Source organism: Monashia sp. HAY1-11D, assembly GCF_056868035.1.
The window spans coordinates 25,424-41,605 of the sequence record NZ_CP200320.1 but is presented as its reverse complement, the minus strand read 5'-3'; the positions used below and the strand labels follow the sequence as shown (position 1 = coordinate 41,605).

Annotated in this window: 15 protein-coding genes; 6 read left to right on the top strand and 9 right to left on the bottom strand. The window is 72.2% G+C overall.

Annotation, left to right across the window (positions count from 1 at the left end):
* Positions 1-71: 71 nt before the first annotated feature.
* Together AC1VM9_RS00175 and trpS are read left to right on the top strand one after the other, a co-directional pair.
* Positions 72-602 carry a hypothetical protein gene (locus AC1VM9_RS00175; RefSeq protein WP_481340996.1) on the top strand — a complete coding sequence of 177 codons (531 nt, stop codon included), beginning with the start codon at positions 72-74 and terminating at the stop codon, positions 600-602.
* A gap of 50 nt (positions 603-652) precedes the next feature.
* Positions 653-1,702: a tryptophan--tRNA ligase gene (gene trpS, locus AC1VM9_RS00170; RefSeq protein WP_481340997.1), complete on the top strand. Its 1,050-nt coding sequence runs from the start codon at positions 653-655 to the stop codon at positions 1,700-1,702.
* Here trpS and AC1VM9_RS00165 read toward each other — a convergent pair.
* Positions 1,660-2,775, bottom strand: coding sequence for a glycosyltransferase family 4 protein (locus AC1VM9_RS00165; protein WP_481340998.1), 1,116 nt, complete (start codon positions 2,773-2,775; stop codon positions 1,660-1,662). The genes trpS and AC1VM9_RS00165 overlap by 43 nt on opposite strands.
* A 115-nt stretch (positions 2,776-2,890) precedes the next feature.
* Between AC1VM9_RS00165 and AC1VM9_RS00160 the strand changes: the two genes are divergently transcribed.
* The 3 genes from AC1VM9_RS00160 to AC1VM9_RS00150 are packed head-to-tail and all read left to right on the top strand — an operon-like array spanning position 2,891 to position 5,307.
* Complete coding sequence (locus AC1VM9_RS00160; protein WP_481340999.1) at positions 2,891-3,421, top strand: 2'-5' RNA ligase family protein; 531 nt, start codon at positions 2,891-2,893, stop codon at positions 3,419-3,421.
* Positions 3,422-3,424: 3 nt separating this feature from the next.
* A complete protein-coding gene (locus AC1VM9_RS00155) occupies positions 3,425-4,588 on the top strand; it encodes a YihY/virulence factor BrkB family protein (protein ID WP_481341000.1) in 1,164 nt (387 codons plus the stop codon).
* A gap of 44 nt (positions 4,589-4,632) precedes the next feature.
* Positions 4,633-5,307, top strand: a complete 675-nt coding sequence (locus tag AC1VM9_RS00150) for a class I SAM-dependent methyltransferase (RefSeq protein WP_483120448.1) — start codon at positions 4,633-4,635, stop codon at positions 5,305-5,307.
* 110 nt (positions 5,308-5,417) lie between these two features.
* Here the strand turns inward: AC1VM9_RS00150 and AC1VM9_RS00145 are convergent, their stop codons facing one another.
* Genes AC1VM9_RS00145 through AC1VM9_RS00130 form a run of 4 tightly spaced genes read right to left on the bottom strand, consistent with a single transcriptional unit; the run spans position 5,418 to position 10,467 of the window.
* The gene (locus AC1VM9_RS00145) at positions 5,418-6,980 is read right to left on the bottom strand and encodes a D-alanyl-D-alanine carboxypeptidase family protein (RefSeq protein WP_481341002.1); all 1,563 of its coding nucleotides are present in this window, start codon (positions 6,978-6,980) and stop codon (positions 5,418-5,420) included.
* A 56-nt stretch (positions 6,981-7,036) separates the two neighbouring features.
* A complete protein-coding gene (locus tag AC1VM9_RS00140) occupies positions 7,037-7,780 on the bottom strand; it encodes a succinate dehydrogenase/fumarate reductase iron-sulfur subunit (protein ID WP_481341005.1) in 744 nt (247 codons plus the stop codon).
* A gap of 11 nt (positions 7,781-7,791) precedes the next feature.
* Positions 7,792-9,810 carry a fumarate reductase/succinate dehydrogenase flavoprotein subunit gene (locus tag AC1VM9_RS00135; RefSeq protein ID WP_481341003.1) on the bottom strand — a complete coding sequence of 673 codons (2,019 nt, stop codon included), beginning with the start codon at positions 9,808-9,810 and terminating at the stop codon, positions 7,792-7,794.
* Between the two features lie 3 nt (positions 9,811-9,813).
* Positions 9,814-10,467 carry a succinate dehydrogenase cytochrome b subunit gene (locus tag AC1VM9_RS00130; protein ID WP_481346060.1) on the bottom strand — a complete coding sequence of 218 codons (654 nt, stop codon included), beginning with the start codon at positions 10,465-10,467 and terminating at the stop codon, positions 9,814-9,816.
* Positions 10,468-10,713: 246 nt separating this feature from the next.
* Here AC1VM9_RS00130 and AC1VM9_RS00125 point away from each other — a divergent pair, with 246 nt between their 5' ends.
* Entirely contained in the window at positions 10,714-11,217 is a 504-nt protein-coding gene (locus tag AC1VM9_RS00125) for a DUF4234 domain-containing protein (RefSeq protein ID WP_483120445.1), read from the top strand.
* 45 nt (positions 11,218-11,262) lie between these two features.
* Here the strand turns inward: AC1VM9_RS00125 and AC1VM9_RS00120 are convergent, their stop codons facing one another.
* The 4 genes from AC1VM9_RS00120 to AC1VM9_RS00105 form a co-directional block, all read right to left on the bottom strand.
* Positions 11,263-12,018: a succinate dehydrogenase/fumarate reductase iron-sulfur subunit gene (locus tag AC1VM9_RS00120; protein ID WP_481346061.1), complete on the bottom strand. Its 756-nt coding sequence runs from the start codon at positions 12,016-12,018 to the stop codon at positions 11,263-11,265.
* Positions 12,015-13,937 (bottom strand): fumarate reductase/succinate dehydrogenase flavoprotein subunit, encoded by a 1,923-nt coding sequence (locus AC1VM9_RS00115; RefSeq protein WP_483120442.1) that lies wholly within the window; start codon positions 13,935-13,937, stop codon positions 12,015-12,017. The genes AC1VM9_RS00120 and AC1VM9_RS00115 overlap by 4 nt, the downstream gene beginning before the upstream one ends.
* Positions 13,937-14,779 carry a hypothetical protein gene (locus tag AC1VM9_RS00110; RefSeq protein WP_483120440.1) on the bottom strand — a complete coding sequence of 281 codons (843 nt, stop codon included), beginning with the start codon at positions 14,777-14,779 and terminating at the stop codon, positions 13,937-13,939. Before AC1VM9_RS00110 ends, AC1VM9_RS00115 begins: the two co-directional genes overlap by 1 nt.
* A 126-nt stretch (positions 14,780-14,905) precedes the next feature.
* Positions 14,906-16,102: a glycosyltransferase family 4 protein gene (locus tag AC1VM9_RS00105; RefSeq protein WP_481342169.1), complete on the bottom strand. Its 1,197-nt coding sequence runs from the start codon at positions 16,100-16,102 to the stop codon at positions 14,906-14,908.
* Between the last annotated feature and the right edge of the window lie 80 nt (positions 16,103-16,182).

The following is a 16,182-nucleotide window of genomic DNA, read 5'->3' as shown; positions in this document are numbered from 1 at the left end:
GGGTGCAGGACGTGTTCGAGGGAAACGGTCACGCAGGCCGAGGGGACGCTTCAGGAGACGAGGCGCAGAAGGTGCTCCGACCGAGCCGTCGCACCGTCGTGCGCGGAGCGGCCTGGGCCACGCCGGTGGTCCTCGTGGCGGCCGCCGCCCCGACCGTCGCCGCATCGGTCACCGTGGCGCTGCGCCTGGCCGGCACCGGCTGCAAGCTGCCCGGCAACTCCAACGACCTGCTCAAGGGCTACGTCTTCGGCGTCCAGCTCATCAACAGCGGCACCGCGGCGGCCGACGTCACCCTGACCAGCCTGTCCATCGACGGTGACGACCTCGGGGTCGCCGGCTTCCTCATCCTCGACGCCGACACGTGCGCGCAGGTGGGCGGCCAGTTCCAGGTGCCGCCCAGCACGGTGAAGAGCCTCGCGCTGTACACGCGCGACTACACCAAGAGCCAGGCCGGCACCCTGACCCTCACCTACACCTACGACCCCGTCGGGCCGTTGCCGGCGGTCACGCCGCCGCCGATCACGGCCGCCGTCACGGGCAGCACGTGGAACGGTGGCTGCCGCCCGTTCCCCGACTACTCCTGCGGCATCCCCTCGGCCTGACGCGTCGGAGCGACCGCCCGGCGCGGCCGGGTTGGGGCGCTGCCGCGTCGATGGGCCAGAATGCACGCATGCCCTCGACGCCCCCGGCCCCGACGTCCACGCCCCGCAGCCTGTCCGGCATGCAGCCGACGAGCGACTCGCTGCACCTCGGCAACTACATCGGGGCGCTCGTCGAGTGGGTGCGTCTGCAGGAGACGCACGACGCGTTCTACTTCGTGGCCGACCTGCACGCGCTGACCGTCGCGCCCGACCCCGCCGTGCTGCGCGAGCGGACGCGCCTGACCGCGGCGCAGTTCATCGCGGGCGGCGTCGACCCGGAGCTGTCGGTGCTCTTCGTCCAGAGCCACGTCTACCAGCACACCGAGCTGGCGTGGGTGCTCTCCTGCCTCACGGGCTTCGGCGAGGCCAGCCGCATGACGCAGTTCAAGGACAAGTCGGCCAAGGGCACCAACACCAACGTCGGGCTGTTCACCTACCCGATCCTGCAGGCCGCCGACATCCTCGTCTACGACGCCGACGTCGTGCCGGTCGGCGAGGACCAGCGCCAGCACCTCGAGCTCTCGCGCGACCTCGCCGCGCGGTTCAACCAGCGTTTCGGTGACACCCTCGTCGTCCCCGAGCCGCACATCATGAAGGCCACCGCCAAGATCCAGGACCTGCAGGAGCCGACCGCCAAGATGAGCAAGTCGGCGGCCACGGACGCGGGCCTGGTCAGCCTGCTCGACGAGCCGGCCCGGATCGTCAAGAAGATCAAGTCGGCCGTCACCGACGCCGACCGCGACATCCGGTACGACGAGGAGACCAAGCCCGGCGTGTCGAACCTCCTGTCGATCCACGCGGCGCTGTCCGGCACGGCCATCGGCGACCTCGAGGCCACGTACGCCGGCCGGGGCTACGGGGACCTCAAGAAGGACGTCGCCGAGGTCGTCGTCGAGGCGGTGGCGCCGTTCCGTGAGCGCACGCTCGCGCTCATGGCCGACCGCGCCGAGCTCGACCGCATCCTCGCGGCCGGCGCCGAGCGCGCTGCCGAGGTCGCCGAGGCGACGGTGCGCCGCGTCTACGAGCGGGTCGGCTTCCTGCCGCGTCGCGGCCGGGCCTGACGCCCGAGCACGTCTCGCGCCACCGCCTCGACCGCGGCGGCGAGGTGCGCGGTCGTGAACGAGGCCGTGACGTGCGCCGGACCACCGGTCGCCCGGTGGTGCCACGACGTGTCGGCGAGGGCGGCGCGCAGTGCGCCGACGTCGCCGGCTGGTACGAGCCGCACGACCGATGCGTCGGCGTAGTCGGCGACGCCGCTGACGTCGCTGACGACGACGGGCGTGCCGGTGGCGAGGTTCTCGAGCAGCACCGTCTGGCCCGAGGACACCTCGGCCTCGCGGAGCGGGAGGACTAGGACCTCGGCACGCGCGTAGAGCTCGCGCAGCTCGGCGATGGGCACGTCGGCGCGGAAGCGGACGTCCGGACCGTGTGCGAGGCCGGCCATCACCGCGGCAGCCTGCTCGCGGTTCCACGGGTCGGTGACGACGGTGCAGGGCCGGCCGGGAGGGAGCGCACGCACGAGCGTCGGGTAGTCCTTGCCGGCGTTGGTCCCGACCGAGAGCACCCCGCCGTCGCGCTCGGCCCGGCCCGGGCGGAAGAACGCCGTGTCGACCCCGAGCGGCACGGCGCGCACCCGCCCCGCCGGGACGCCGAGCCGCCGGGCGAGCGGCTCGACCTGCGCGGAGGCGAACACGGTGAGGGCGTCGGCCCCGGCGAGCGCGAGACGCTGGACGCCTCCGCCCCAGCCGGGGCGTGAGGCGACGTCGAGCGCGGCCACCGTGAGCACGACGACCGGCCGACGCAGCAGCCCCGCACGGCGCAGCAGCAGGGCCGGCACGGCGGCCGCCTCGTGGGTCGCGACGACGACGTCGAGCCGGGCCTGGCCGCGCAGCAGCCACAGCGCCTGCGCGGCGCGCCACTCGAGGGCGCGGGGCAGACGAAGCACCCGGCGCCGACGCGTCAGGTGGCGCACGACGTTGCCGCGGGCCGACAGCTCGGCCATCCCGAAGAGCCGGTGCGAGGGGACGAGCCCGGCGGCGACGTCGCGGAACTCGTGACCCCAGTCGCTGACGAAGAGGGCCGCGACCCGCAACGGACGCGGTCCGGCGCCGTCCGGGGCAGGTGGGCCGGGCACGGGCCCAGCGTACGGTCGACCCCTGCCTCGCCCGGGCGGTCGGCGGTCTCCGGGCGCGCCGCGCCGTCGCGGCCCGGACGGGTGCGTCACCGGCGCATTCGGTACGGTCGGGGTCGTGACTGCTGCGCGCCCGACGACGATCGGCGTCTCGATCCCGATCCCGGCACCGCACGGCGAGTTCCTCCAGGCCCGCCGGGCGGCGTTCGGCGACCCGTCGGCGGCGAAGATCCCCGCGCACATCACGCTCCTGCCGCCGACGCCCGTCGACGGGGACGCCTACGCCGAGTTCCGTCAGCACTGCGCCGACGTCGCGCAGAAGCACGCACCGTTCGATGTGGTGCTGCGCGGCACCGGCACCTTCCGGCCGGTCTCCGACGTCGTGTTCATCCAGGTGGCGCGGGGCGTCTCCGCGTGCGAGGCGCTCGAGATGGACCTGCGCTCGGGACCCGTGTCGCGCCGCCTCGACTTCTACTACCACCCGCACGTGACCGTCGCCCACAACGTGCCCGAGGAGGCGCTCGACCGCGCCTTCGACGAGCTCGCCGGCTACGCCGTCCAGTTCACCGTGGCGTCCTACCACCTCTACGAACAGGGTACGGACGAGGTGTGGCGGCCCGTCCACACCTTCGACCTGTCAGGAGGCTGACCCGTGCCCGCGTGGCTGAAACGGTTCCTCGACCGGCTCCGGGCCACCCACGCCTACGCGTCCTGGCAGCGCTACAGCGGTGCCAACGGTGACCTCCTCGCCGCGGGCGTCGGCTACTTCGCGTTCTTCTCCGTCTTCCCGGCCGTCGCCCTCGCCTTCGCGATCTTCGGCTTCGTCCTGCGGGGGCGGCCCGACCTGCTCGCAGAGATCGCCGACGCGCTCAACCGGACCCTGCCGGGCATGGTCCGCACCGCCGGCAACCCCCGCGGCGTCATCAGCATCCAGCCCCCGTCGAGCCTGACGCTGACCGTCACCGGAGCCGTCTCCTTCGTGACGCTGCTGCTGGCCGGGCTGGGCTGGGTCGGGGCGCTGCGCACCGGGATCCGTGGTGTCTTCGGCTTCGAGGGGTCGGCCGAGAACGCCGTGCGCACCAAGGCCCGCGACCTGCTCGTCCTCGGCACCCTCGGCCTGGCCGTCGCGGTCTCGGCCGTCCTCACGAGCGCCGCCGGTGGGCTGGCCGAGCAGGTCGCCTCGTGGGTGGGCTTCTCGGGCAGCGGCGTCGTCGTGACCCTGGCCGGCGTGCTCGTCGGGCTCTGCTTCGACACGCTCATCATGGTCCTGCTCCTGCGGATCCTGTCCGGAGTGCCCCTGCCGTGGGCGTCCGTGCGCCAGGCCGCGATCATCGGCGCGTCGGTCCTCACCGTGCTCAAGCTGCTCGGCGGCTGGCTCATCGGCCGGGCCACGTCCAACCCGGTGCTGGGAGCCGTGGCCGTCGCCGTCGGCCTGCTGTTCTGGCTCAACCTCATCTCGCGCGTCGTGCTCCTGTCCGCCGCCTGGGCTGCCGGACGCGTCGACCTGACGGCCCTGGGCGACGACTCGGCCCGCACCGGGTTCGCCAGGGCGGTCCGGCCCCCGTTCGTCGCGCCGGTCATCGCGGGCAGCGACGTCCGGCTCGCGCCGTACGGCGGGACCGATCCCGGCAACCACAGGGCCGGCCCGTCCGACGCGTCGGGTCGGTCGGGCCGGTCGGGCCGGTCGATGGTGGGGGGATCGGCACCCTCGCGCGCGGTGGACCGGACCAGCGTCGCGGCCGGCTTCGTCCTCGGGGGGTTCACCGTGTTCGCCGCGACCGTGGCGCGTCGCCTGCGTAAGGTGGCCGGACGCTGACCCGCAGACCCGCGGGAGGCCTCACCCAGGGGAGAGGGACCGACGTGCAACCGCCGCAGCAGGACGTCTACGTCGACAACGCGCGTCTCGACGTCGCGCCCTTCGTCCCACCGCACGCCCGCGCCGTCCTCGACGTCGGCTGCGGTTCGGGCGGGTTCGGGGTGACCCTGCGCCGCGTGCTCGGACCGGAGGCGCGGGTCGTGGGCATCGAGGCCGTGCCCTCCCAGGCCGCGGCCGCGTGGGAGGGCCATGGCTTCGACGAGGTCGTCGAGGGCTACTTCCCGGACGCGCTCGACGGGCGACGGGAGCGCTACGACGCCGTCTTCTTCAACGACGTCCTCGAGCACCTCGTCGACCCCTGGTCGGTACTGCGGCAGGTGCCGCCCCTGCTCACCGAGTCCGGCGTGGTCGTCGCGGCGATCCCGAGCATCCGGTACGCCCCGGTCCTGTTCAAGCTGCTCCGCGGCCGTTGGGACTACGTCGACCAGGGCACGCTCGACCGCACCCACCTGCGCTTCTTCACGCGCGCGACGATGGTCGAGATGTTCGAGCACTGCGGGTACGACGTGCTGTCCTGCCGTGGCGCCAACACCATGGGCCGACGCTGGGCCGCGAGCGACCGTGCCCTCCTGCGGGCCGCGTCCCGGGTCGTGCCGCTGCCGTTCGGCGACATGGCGTACGTGCACTTCGTCGTCGTGGCCCGCCCCCGCCACCCCTGACCGCCGTGCTCGGGCGCGTCCGGGCCTCCCGCGGTCACGCGTGAGGCAGCGCCGGCTCAGCCCGGTGGTGCTCGGGGCGCGGCTGTCAGCCGGTCTGCGCGGGGCCGGTGTCAGCCGGCGGTGCGCCGGCGCCGGACGAGCAGGCCGACCGCGACGACGCCGGCCACGAGGAGCCCACCGACCGACGCGAGCACTGCGAGGGATCCCGGGTCGGCCGGTGTGGCGTGCGATGCCGCCACCGGAGCCGGGGTGCCGGTCGCGTCCTGGACCGACGCGCCGCCCGAGGTGGCCCCGGACGTCGCGGGCAGCGGCGTCAGGGCGGGGGCGGCCCGCGGCGGCGACGCCTCACCGGGCGAGACCAGCCGGCCCACCGGCCGGACGCGCCCGGCGTTCGCGAAGCCCCAGTCGAGCAGCGCGGCCGTCGGCTTCCACGACCCGGTGACGCTGCCCATCTGCGTCACGACGAGCGTCCGTCCGCCGCGCGTCGCAGCGCCGATGAAGGTGTGCTGGGCACGGTCCGTGCGACCGGGCTTGATGCCGATGGCGCCGGGGTAGTGCCGCAGGAGGTCGTTGATGTTGTAGACGTGGAACGGCGGCCACACCCTGCCGTGGGCGTCGCGGCCACCGGGGAACACGGCGTCGCGCCTGACCACCGCGGCCCGGAACGCGGGCAGCCGCATCGCCTCACGGGCGATGAGGGCGAGGTCGTAGGCGCTCGAGCGCTGGTCACCCTCGTCGAGGCCGCTCGGGTCGACGACGACCGTGTCGTAGGCGCCGACCTCACGGGCGCGGTCGTTCATGAGCGCGACCGTGCGCTCGTACCCGCCGGCGGCGTCCGCGAGGGCGTACACGGCGTCGTTGGCCGAGAACATCAGCATCGCGTCGAAGAGACTGGCGACGGGGTAGCGGTTGCCGGCGAGGATGCCGACCCGTGAGCCCGCCGCCTCCTGCGCGTCCTTCGACGCGACCACGACGCGGCGCGGGTCGAGCAGCGGCATCAACGTCAGTGCGGTCAGCGTCTTGAGCGTGCTGGCCGGACGCAGCCACGCGTGTGCGGCCTTGGCGGCCAGCACATCGCCGGTCGCGAGGTCGGCCACGACGTAGGACACGTCGTAGACGGCGGGCGGTGGCGGGGTTCCCGGTTCGTTGTCCACGACGACGCCGTCCTCGGCGAGACGGGGGCCGCCGACGACGGAGTCGGCCTCCCAGGGCGGGTGGGCGAACGGCGTGGGCTCGGTGTTCCGGCACACGACACGCGGGCGCGGGGGCGGCTTCGTGCCCGGTGAGGCGAGCGTCCCGGGCCGGTGGACCGACGAGGTCGCGGGAGTGGCGCGCGTCGCGGGAGTCGCCGGCACTGCGGTCGACGTGGAGGGCACGGAGGCGGGCTGACGTCCGGGGTCGGCAGGGTCGTCGGTCGGGAAGACCCGGGGCGTCAGGACGACGCCGGGTGGCACGACCGTCGGGGTCTGCCACGGGCGGCAGGTCACCGCGGCCCGAGGTGCGAGCTGGCCGGTCCCGGGGGCGGCGGCCGCGCCGCCCGCCGCGACGGCGAGCGGTGCCACGACCAGGGCGACGAGCGACGCCACGAGCGCGGCCACGACGACGCCGGCCGGAGCCGCGGCGGTGCGGCGGCGGTCCGGTCTGGTCCTGCTGGTCGGCCTCGAACGCGTCATGGCCGGGAAAGACTAACCCGCCCCAGGGGTCCGGGGCGGGTCGTCGGCCGGCGGGGTCAGCGACCGTGCGTCAGCGCGTGCCGCAGGTCGCGGTTGAGCTGGTTGATGACGTCCATCGGGATCTCCTTCGGGCACGCCAGCGAGCACTCGCCGATGTTCGTGCAGCCGCCGAAGCCCTCGTGGTCGTGCTGCTCGACCATGCTGACGACTCGGGCGTCGCGCTCGGGCTGACCCTGGGGAAGCTCGCCGAGGTGGGTGATCTTCGCGCCCATGAAGAGCATGCCCGACGCGTTCGGGCACGCTGCCACGCACGCACCGCAGCCGATGCAGGCCGCGGCCATGAACGCACGGTCGGCCTTCGGCTTGGGAACCGGCACCGAGTGGGCCTCCGGCGCCGAGCCGGTGTTGGCGCTGATGAACCCACCGGCCGCGATGATGCGGTCGAGGGCACCGCGGTCGACGACGAGGTCCTTGATGACCGGGAAGGCATCGGCACGCCACGGCTCGACGGTGATCTCGTCGCCGTCGGAGAAGCTGCGCATGTGCAGCTGGCACGTCGTCGTGACCTCGGGACCGTGTGCCCTACCCGAGATCATGAGGCCGCACATGCCGCAGATGCCCTCGCGACAGTCGGAGTCGAACGCGATCGGCTCCTCGCCGCGCGCGATGAGCTGCTCGTTGAGCACGTCGAGCATCTCGAGGAACGACATGTCGGGGGAGATGTCGGTGACCTGGTAGGTCACCATCTCACCCCGGGCGCCCGCGCTGGCCTGACGCCAGATCTTCAGGGTGAGGTTCATGCCGGTGTCGCTCACTTGTAGCTCCGCTGCTTCATCTCGATGGCTTCGTAGACCAGGTCTTCCTTGTGCAGGACCGGCGTGCCGCCGTCCCCGCCGAACTCCCACGCCGCGACGTAGGCGAACTGCTCGTCGTGGCGCAGCGCCTCGCCGTCCTCGGTCTGGCTCTCCGCGCGGAAGTGCCCGCCGCAGGACTCGCGGCGGTGGAGCGCGTCGATGCACATCAGCTCGCCCAGCTCGAGGAAGTCGGCGACCCGGCCGGCCTTCTCGAGGCTCTGGTTGAGGGTGTCGGCGGCGCCGAGCACCTTGACGTTGCGCCAGAACTCGTCGCGCAGGCCGCGGATGAGGTCGATGCCCTTGAGCAGCCCCTCCTCGGAGCGCTCCATGCCGCAGTACTCCCACATGATGGCGCCGAGCTCCTTGTGGAAGGAGTCGACGGAGCGGTCGCCGTTGATGGACAGCAGCTTGTGCACCCGGGCGTCGACGGCCGCCTTCGCCTCGACGACGGCGGGGTGGGCGTCGCCGAGCTTCTCGAAGGGTCCCTTGGCCAGGTAGTCGCGGATCGTGTGGGGCAGCACGAAGTAGCCGTCCGCGAGCCCCTGCATGAGCGCGGACGCTCCGAGCCGGTTGGCGCCGTGGTCGCTGAAGTTGGCCTCGCCGGCGACGAAGAGGCCGGGGATCGTGCTCTGCAGGTCGTAGTCGACCCACAGGCCACCCATCGTGTAGTGCACGGCGGGGTAGATGCGCATCGGCACCTCGTACGGGTTCTCGCCCGTGATCCGCTGGTACATGTCGAGGAGGTTGCCGTACTTCTCGGCGACGGCCTCGGCGCTCATGCGCTTGAGGGCGTCGGTGAAGTCGAGGTAGACGCCGCGCCGGAAGTCGCCGACCTTCGGCCCGACGCCGCGGCCCTCGTCGCAGACGTTCTTGGCCTGGCGGCTGGCGATGTCGCGCGGCACGAGGTTGCCGAAGGAGGGGTAGATCCGCTCGAGGTAGTAGTCGCGGTCCTCCTCCGGGATCTCGCGGGGGTCCTTCTCGCAGTCCTCGGCCCGCTTCGGCACCCAGATGCGGCCGTCGTTGCGCAGCGACTCCGACATCAGCGTCAGCTTGCTCTGGTGGTCGCCGGAGACGGGGATGCAGGTCGGGTGGATCTGCGTGTAGCACGGGTTGCCGAAGTAGGCGCCCTTGCGGTGGGCGCGCCACGTGGCCGTGACGTTGGAGCCCATCGCGTTCGTCGAGAGGTAGAAGACGTTGCCGTAGCCACCGCTGGCGAGGACGACGGCGTCGGCGAGGTGCGTCTCGACCTCGCCGGTGACGAGGTCGCGGGCGATGATGCCGCGGGCCCTGCCGTCGGCGACGATGACCTCGAGCATCTCGTGCCGGCTGTACATCGTCACCGTCCCGGCGGCGACCTGGCGCTCGAGGGCCTGGTAGGCGCCGATGAGCAGCTGCTGGCCCGTCTGGCCGCGTGCGTAGAAGGTGCGCGACACCTGCACACCGCCGAACGAGCGGTTGTCGAGCAGACCGCCGTACTCACGGGCGAAGGGGACGCCCTGCGCGACGCACTGGTCGATGATGTTCGCGCTGACCTCGGCGAGGCGGTAGACGTTCGACTCGCGGGAGCGGTAGTCGCCACCCTTGACCGTGTCGTAGAAGAGGCGGTACGTGGAGTCGCCGTCCTCCTTGTAGTTCTTGGCGGCGTTGATGCCGCCCTGCGCGGCGATCGAGTGGGCCCGGCGCGGGGAGTCCTGGTAGCAGAAGGACTTCACCTGGTAGCCGGCCTCACCGAGCGTCGCCGCGGCGGCCCCACCGGCGAGACCGGTACCGACGATGATGACGGAGAGCTTGCGTCGGTTCGCCGGGTTGACGAGCCCGGACTCGAACTTGCGGGTGTTCCAGCGGTCCTGGATCGGGCCCGAGGGGGCCTTCGTGTCACGGATCGGCTCGCCCTCGGTGTAGAGGCCGTGGACGACGCCGGAGTTGGGCGCGGTGGCGGTGGACGGACCGCCCGCGGTGGCAGTGGTGTCAGTCATCGGTCAGTTCCCCTTGACGATTCCGAACAGGATGGCGAGCGGCGGCAGGGCGAACCCGACGGAGGTGACGAGCGCGATGGTCATGGCGACCCGCTTGGCGCGCCTGCGGGCCCGGGCGCTGCCGGCCCAGCCCAGCGTCTGGGTGGCGCTCCAGACGCCGTGCCACAGGTGCATGCCCAGGGCGACGAGGGCGAGCAGGTAGATGAGCGCGACCCACCAGACCTGGAAGGAGCTGATGACGAGCCGGCCGGCGCTGTCGCCGACGGCCTCGTCACCGACGTTGAACTTGACGATCGTGAACTGCAGCAGGTGCCACACGAGGAAGAGCAGGATCGCGACCCCACCCCAGCGCATCGCCGTGCTCTTGACCGTCGCCTTCGCCGCGGCCTTGGCGACGTAACGCGTCGTCCGCGCCCCGTGAGCCCGGCTCCACAGGTAGAACGCGGCCCACACGTGTGCGCCGAGCGCGAGCACGAGGAGGGCGCGCAAGAGCCAGAGGAAACCACCGAACGGCAGGATCGGCGTGAACATGGTGCGCAGGTGGAGCGCGTAGTCGTCGAACGCCTCGACCCCGGCGAAGATCTTGAGGTTGCCGTACATGTGCGCCAGCACGTAGAACACGAAGAGCGCGCCCGAGACCGCCATGAGGATCTTCATGAAGACGGTGGTTCGGCGAGCGGATGCAGGTCTGTTCGATCCCGTCGCCGGGAGAGTGTTTGTCGCCACGGGGGCACCCTATCCCCGCTGTTGAGCGGCCTCGGCCGCCTACCCTCCGGTACGCCGCGAGTGTGACCATTTCCACGAAGCGCCGTGTCGGACGCCGCGCCGGTGTTGCCCCCAAAGCGCTGCGCGAGGCCCCGCCGCTCGGTACCTTCTGCCGGGTCAACTCACATCGGAGGACCCATGACCGAGCCGATCCCGGCCACCGACCACCACCACTCGTTCCCCGCCCCGAGCACCCCGCCGGACTCGTCGGCCACCGTCGCGCCCGCTGCCGCGGCGCCCCTGCTGCCCTCGGCCCACCAGTACGCGGGCCCGGGCACCGGCCCCGTCGGCACGGTGCGCTCCACCGGCGTGTGCATGCTGCTGTGCATCGTCACCCTCGGGGTGTACTCCTGGGTCTGGTACTACCAGACGCACGAGGAGATGAAGCGGCACACGGGCGAGGGCATCGGCGGCGCCCTCGGCCTCGTCATCGCCTTCTTCGCGGGGATCGTGTCGGCGTTCCTGTCGCCTGCCGAGGTCGGACGCCTCTACGAGCGCCGTGGGCAACGGGCGCCGGTCAGCGCCGTCACCGGGCTGTGGGCCGTGCTCGGGGTCTTCGTCCTCGTCGGTCCCATCGTGTGGTTCGTCAAGACCAACGGGGCCCTCAACGCGTACTGGCGCTCGCTGGGCGCCCAGGGCTGACCCGACGACCGGGCACGGGTCGAGACCTCGGGCCTCGACCCGTGCTCAGGTCCTGCGTCGGCCGATCTTCGAGCCGAGCCAGACGAGGGGGTCGTAGCGCCTGCCCACGACGCGCTCCTTCATCGGGATGATCGCGTTGTCGGTGATCCGGATGTGCTCCGGGCAGACCTCCGTGCAGCACTTCGTGATGTTGCACATCCCGATGCCCTGCTCGTCGCGGGCGAGGTCGGCGCGGTCGTCCCGGGCGTCGAGCGGGTGCATGTCGAGCTCGGCCGCCCGGATGAGGAAGCGCGGCCCGGCGAACGCCTCCTTGTTGTCCTCGTGGTCGCGCAGGACGTGGCACGTGTTCTGGCAGAGGAAGCACTCGATGCACTTGCGGAACTCCTGCGAGCGCTCGACGTCGACCTGCTGCATCCGGTAGTCGCCCGGCGCGACGCCCTCCGGTGGGGCGAAGGCCGGGATCTGCCGTGCCTTCTCGTAGTTGAACGACACGTCGGTGACGAGGTCGCGGATGACGGGGAAGGCCCGCATCGGGGTCACGGTCACCGTCTCGGTCTCGCTGAACGTCGACATGCGCGTCATGCACATCAGCCGGGGGATGCCGTTGACCTCGGCGCTGCACGAGCCGCACTTGCCGGCCTTGCAGTTCCACCGGACGGCGAGGTCGCCCGACTGGGTGGCCTGGAGCCGGTGGATGACGTCGAGGACGACCTCGCCCTCGTTGACCTCGACGGTGTAGTCGACGAGCTCGCCACCGTCGGCGTCGCCGCGCCACACCCGGAACGCCGCGTCGTAGGTCATGACCCGCTCCCGTCCGTCGGCTGACCGGTGGCCCCGATGCCCGCGAGCTCGTCGGCCGTGAGGTACTTGGCCAGCTCGTCGCGCTCGAAGAGGGCCAGCAGGTCCTCGCGCATCGCCGGCATCGGCTGCTCGTCGACGCGTATGCCGTCACCCTCGACCGAGCAGATGAGGTTGCGGGCGCGCCAGTGCGGGTCCATGTCCGGGTAGTCGTCGCGCGTGTGGCCGCCGCGGGACTCCTGGCGCAGCAGGGCCGCCCGCGCGACGCACTCGCTCACCGCGAGCATGTTGCGCAGGTCGAGAGCAAGGTGCCAGCCGGGGTTGAACTGTCGGTGGCCCTCGACCGTCAGGTGCCCGGCCCGTTCCTTCAGCTCCTCGAGCTTCGTGAGCGCCGTCTCGATCTCCTCCGCCTTGCGGATGATGCCGACGAGGTCGTTCATCGTCTGCTGCATCTCCTGGTGGAGGGTGTACGGGTTCTCGCCGCCCTCCTCCTCGAAGGGGGCGAGCGCGGTGGCGGCCGCGGCGTCGACCGCCGACTGCGGGGCGACCGGTCGGGCCTCGCCGAGCTGCCGGACGTAGGCCGCCGCACCGGCCCCGGCGCGCGCACCGAAGACGAGCAGGTCGGACAGGGAGTTGCCGCCGAGGCGGTTCGACCCGTGCATGCCCCCGGACACCTCACCTGCGGCGAAGAGCCCGGGCACCCGGGCGGCGGCAGCGCTGTCGGGGTCGACCTCGACCCCGCCCATGACGTAGTGGCACGTCGGGCCGACCTCCATCGCCTCCCGGGTGATGTCGACGTCGGCGAGCTCCTTGAACTGGTGGTGCATCGACGGCAGCTTCTTGAGGATCTCCTCGGGGCTGCGCCGCGACGCGATGTCGAGGAACACGCCACCGTGGGGCGAGCCGCGTCCGGCCTTCACCTCCGAGTTGATCGCACGCGCCACCTCGTCGCGGGGGAGCAGCTCGGGCGGGCGCTTGTTGTTGTCCGGGTCGGTGTACCAGCGGTCGCCCTCCTCCTCCGTCTGGGCGTACTGCCCCCGGAAGACGTCGGGCACGTAGTCGAACATGAAGCGCCTGCCCTCGGAGTTCTTGAGCACCCCGCCGTCGCCACGCACCGACTCGGTGACGAGGATGCCCTTGACGGAGGGCGGCCAGACCATCCCCGTCGGGTGGAACTGGACGAACTCCATGTTGACGAGCGTCGAGCCGGCGCGCAGCGCCAGGGCGTGGCCGTCCCCGGTGTACTCCCACGAGTTCGAGGTCACCTTGAAGGACTTCCCGATGCCGCCGGTGGCGAGCACGACTGCCGGTGCGTTGAACCGGACGAAGCGCCCTGACTCGCGGAAGTAGCCGAAGGCTCCGGCGACGGCACCGCGCTCGTCCTGGAGCAGGTCGGTGATCGTGACCTCCGCGAAGACCTTGAGGTGGCTCTCCGGGTCGCCCGACGCGCGCTGGTCGTCCTGCTGGAGGGAGACGATCTTCTGCTGCATCGTGCGGATCAGCTCGAGGCCGGTGCGGTCACCGACGTGCGCGAGGCGGGGGTACTCGTGGCCGCCGAAGTTGCGCTGGCTGATGCGCCCGTCGGGGGTGCGGTCGAAGAGCGCGCCGTACGTCTCCAGCTCCCAGACGCGGTCGGGGGCCTCCTTGGCGTGCAGCTCGGCCATCCGCCACGAGTTGAGGAACTTGCCGCCGCGCATCGTGTCGCGGAAGTGCACCTGCCAGCTGTCCCTGCTGTTGACGTTGCCCATGCTCGCGGCGATGCCGCCCTCGGCCATGACGGTGTGCGCCTTGCCGAACAGCGACTTGCAGATGATCGCGGTGCGCAGGCCGGCCTCGCGGGCGGCGATGGCGGCCCGCAGGCCCGCCCCGCCGGCACCGACGACGAGGACGTCGTAGTGGTGGGTCTCCAGCTCGGCGGCCATCAGTTGTAGAACCTCAGATCGGTCAGGGCCCCGGACGCGACCAGGGCGATGTAGAGATCGGTGATCATCAGGGTGCCCAGGGTGATCCAGGCCAGCTGCATGTGGCGGGTGTTGAGCCGCGACACGACGGTCCACGCGCGGTAGCGCATGGGGTGCTTCGAGAAGTGCTTGAGCCGGCCGCCCATGAGGTGGCGACACGAGTGGCACGACAGCGTGTAGAGCCACAGGAAGGCCACGTTGACGAGCATCACGACCGTGCCGAGGCCCACCCCCACCCCGCCGTCCTTGCCGTGGAACCCGTCGAAGGCGTCCAGCGTGTTCATGGCCGACACGACGACGGCGGCGTAGAAGAAGTAGCGGTGGGCGTTCTGGAGGATGAGCGGGAAGCGTGTCTCGCCCGTGTACGTCGCGTGCGGCTCGGCGACGGCGCAGGCGGGTGGCGAGAGCCAGAACGCCCGGTAGTACGCCCTGCGGTAGTAGTAGCAGGTGAGCCGGAAGCCGAGCAGGATCGGCAGGAGGAAGAAGGCGTACGGCACGAGGGGTGGCATCTCACCGATCCAGGTGCCGAGGTGCCGCGCCTCGGGGTGGCACGAGGCCGTCACGCAGGGGGAGTAGAACGGCGTCAGGTAGTGGTAGGTCGCCACGAAGTAGTCGCGCTGCATCGAGGTGCGGACGAGGGCGTAGAGCAGCCAGATGACGATGAGCGTGAAGGTGACCGCCGGCGGGAGCCACCAGCGGTCGGTCCGCAGCGTCCGCGCGCCGATCCGGGCCCTGCCCGGCGAGCCGACGCCACCGGCGACGGACCCTCCGCTCGAAGCCGGGTCGAGCCTCGTGTCACTCATCGTGCGAACCTCCACCGTCGTTGGTCGGGCGCCGTCCTCACTCTAGTGTCACGTGCGTCACATCCGGGTGATGGCGGCCCATCCGTGTCGGTCCGCCTCAGGTACGCCGCTCGGACTCCGGCGCGCTCACGCGGCCGGGTGGACGACCGCGCGCCGGGTTGCGTCGCGGGAGGTGACCGCCGTCGTGTAGTGCTCGAGGAGCCGCCCGACCAGCGACCCCCACGAGCGGTTTCGGACGAGGTCGTGTCCGCGCCGCCCGAGGTCCTCGGCGTGGGCGGGCGAGGCGAGCACGCGGCCGACCTGCCTGCGCAGTGACCCGGGCTCAGCGGGGTCGAAGAGGTAGCCGTTGAGCCCGTCGGTCACGAGGTCGATCGGGCCTCCGGCCCGCGGTGCGACGACGGGCAGGCCGCTGGCGCCGGCCTCCTGGATGGTCTGGCCGAAGGTCTCCGCGCTCCCGGTGTGCACGAAGACGTCGAGGCACGCGTACGCCCGGGCGAGGTCGTCGCCGTGCCGGGGCCCGAGCAGGACGGGTGGCCGGTTCGGGCGGCGAGCGGATGCCGCGACCGCCTCGGTGAGCGCGGTGCCGACGGCAGTCCGGGACGGTCCGTCGCCCACGACGACGAGGCGGGTGCCCGGCAGGTCGGCGAGCTCGGCGAGACGCTCAACCTCCTTCTCCGGGGCGAGCCGGCCGACGTAGCCGACGAGGCGTTCGCCGTCCGGCGCCAGCTCGCGACGCAGCGCGCGGGTCAGGGCGTCGGCGCGCCAGGCCGGGTTGAACAGCTCGGCGTCGACGCCGCGGCCCCAGACCACCGTGCGCGGCACGTCCTGCTCGCGCAGCTGGTCGAGGGCCGCGCTCGACGGGGCGAGCGTCAGGTCCGCCCAGCCGTGGATCCGGCGGATCCAGCGCCACGTCGTCGCGGCCGCCGCTGCGCCCGCGGGCCCGGGCGTGTGCTGCCGGACGTAGGCCGCCATGTCGGTCTGGAAGACGGCGACCGCCGGGAGGTCCAGCGCGCGGGCCGCGGCCAGACCGCGGGCGCCGAGGACGAACGGGCTGGCGACGTGCACGACGTCGGGACCGAAACCCGCGAGGAGGCGCTCGATCTCGGGCACGGGCAGGCCGACGTCGAACTGGCGCACCGGCAGCGACGCGACGCGGTGGACGGTCGCACCCTCGAACTGGGACGGCCCGAGCTCGCGTGAGCGGGGTGCGATGACGACGACCTCGTCACCACGGCGGCGCAGCTGCTCGACGACGCGGCAGACGCTCGTCGTGACGCCGTTGACGCTCGGCAGGAACGACTCCGTGACGATCGCGATGCGCACGCCACCACGGTCGCGGTCCGGCGGGCCCGCCGGGCGACGCGCTGACGTGGGTCGGGTGACGACTGGGTGACGACCTCGTG

Coding starts and splice junctions, on each gene's coding strand:
- trpS (WP_481340997.1), top strand. CDS start 653: ATGGGCCAGAATGCACGCATGCCCTCGACGCCCCCGGCCCCGACGTCC.
- AC1VM9_RS00145 (WP_481341002.1), bottom strand. CDS start 6,980: ATGACGCGTTCGAGGCCGACCAGCAGGACCAGACCGGACCGCCGCCGC.
- AC1VM9_RS00140 (WP_481341005.1), bottom strand. CDS start 7,780: ATGAACCTCACCCTGAAGATCTGGCGTCAGGCCAGCGCGGGCGCCCGG.
- AC1VM9_RS00135 (WP_481341003.1), bottom strand. CDS start 9,810: ATGACTGACACCACTGCCACCGCGGGCGGTCCGTCCACCGCCACCGCG.
- AC1VM9_RS00130 (WP_481346060.1), bottom strand. CDS start 10,467: ATGAAGATCCTCATGGCGGTCTCGGGCGCGCTCTTCGTGTTCTACGTG.
- AC1VM9_RS00125 (WP_483120445.1), top strand. CDS start 10,714: ATGACCGAGCCGATCCCGGCCACCGACCACCACCACTCGTTCCCCGCC.
- AC1VM9_RS00120 (WP_481346061.1), bottom strand. CDS start 12,018: ATGACCTACGACGCGGCGTTCCGGGTGTGGCGCGGCGACGCCGACGGT.
- AC1VM9_RS00115 (WP_483120442.1), bottom strand. CDS start 13,937: ATGGCCGCCGAGCTGGAGACCCACCACTACGACGTCCTCGTCGTCGGT.
- AC1VM9_RS00110 (WP_483120440.1), bottom strand. CDS start 14,779: ATGAGTGACACGAGGCTCGACCCGGCTTCGAGCGGAGGGTCCGTCGCC.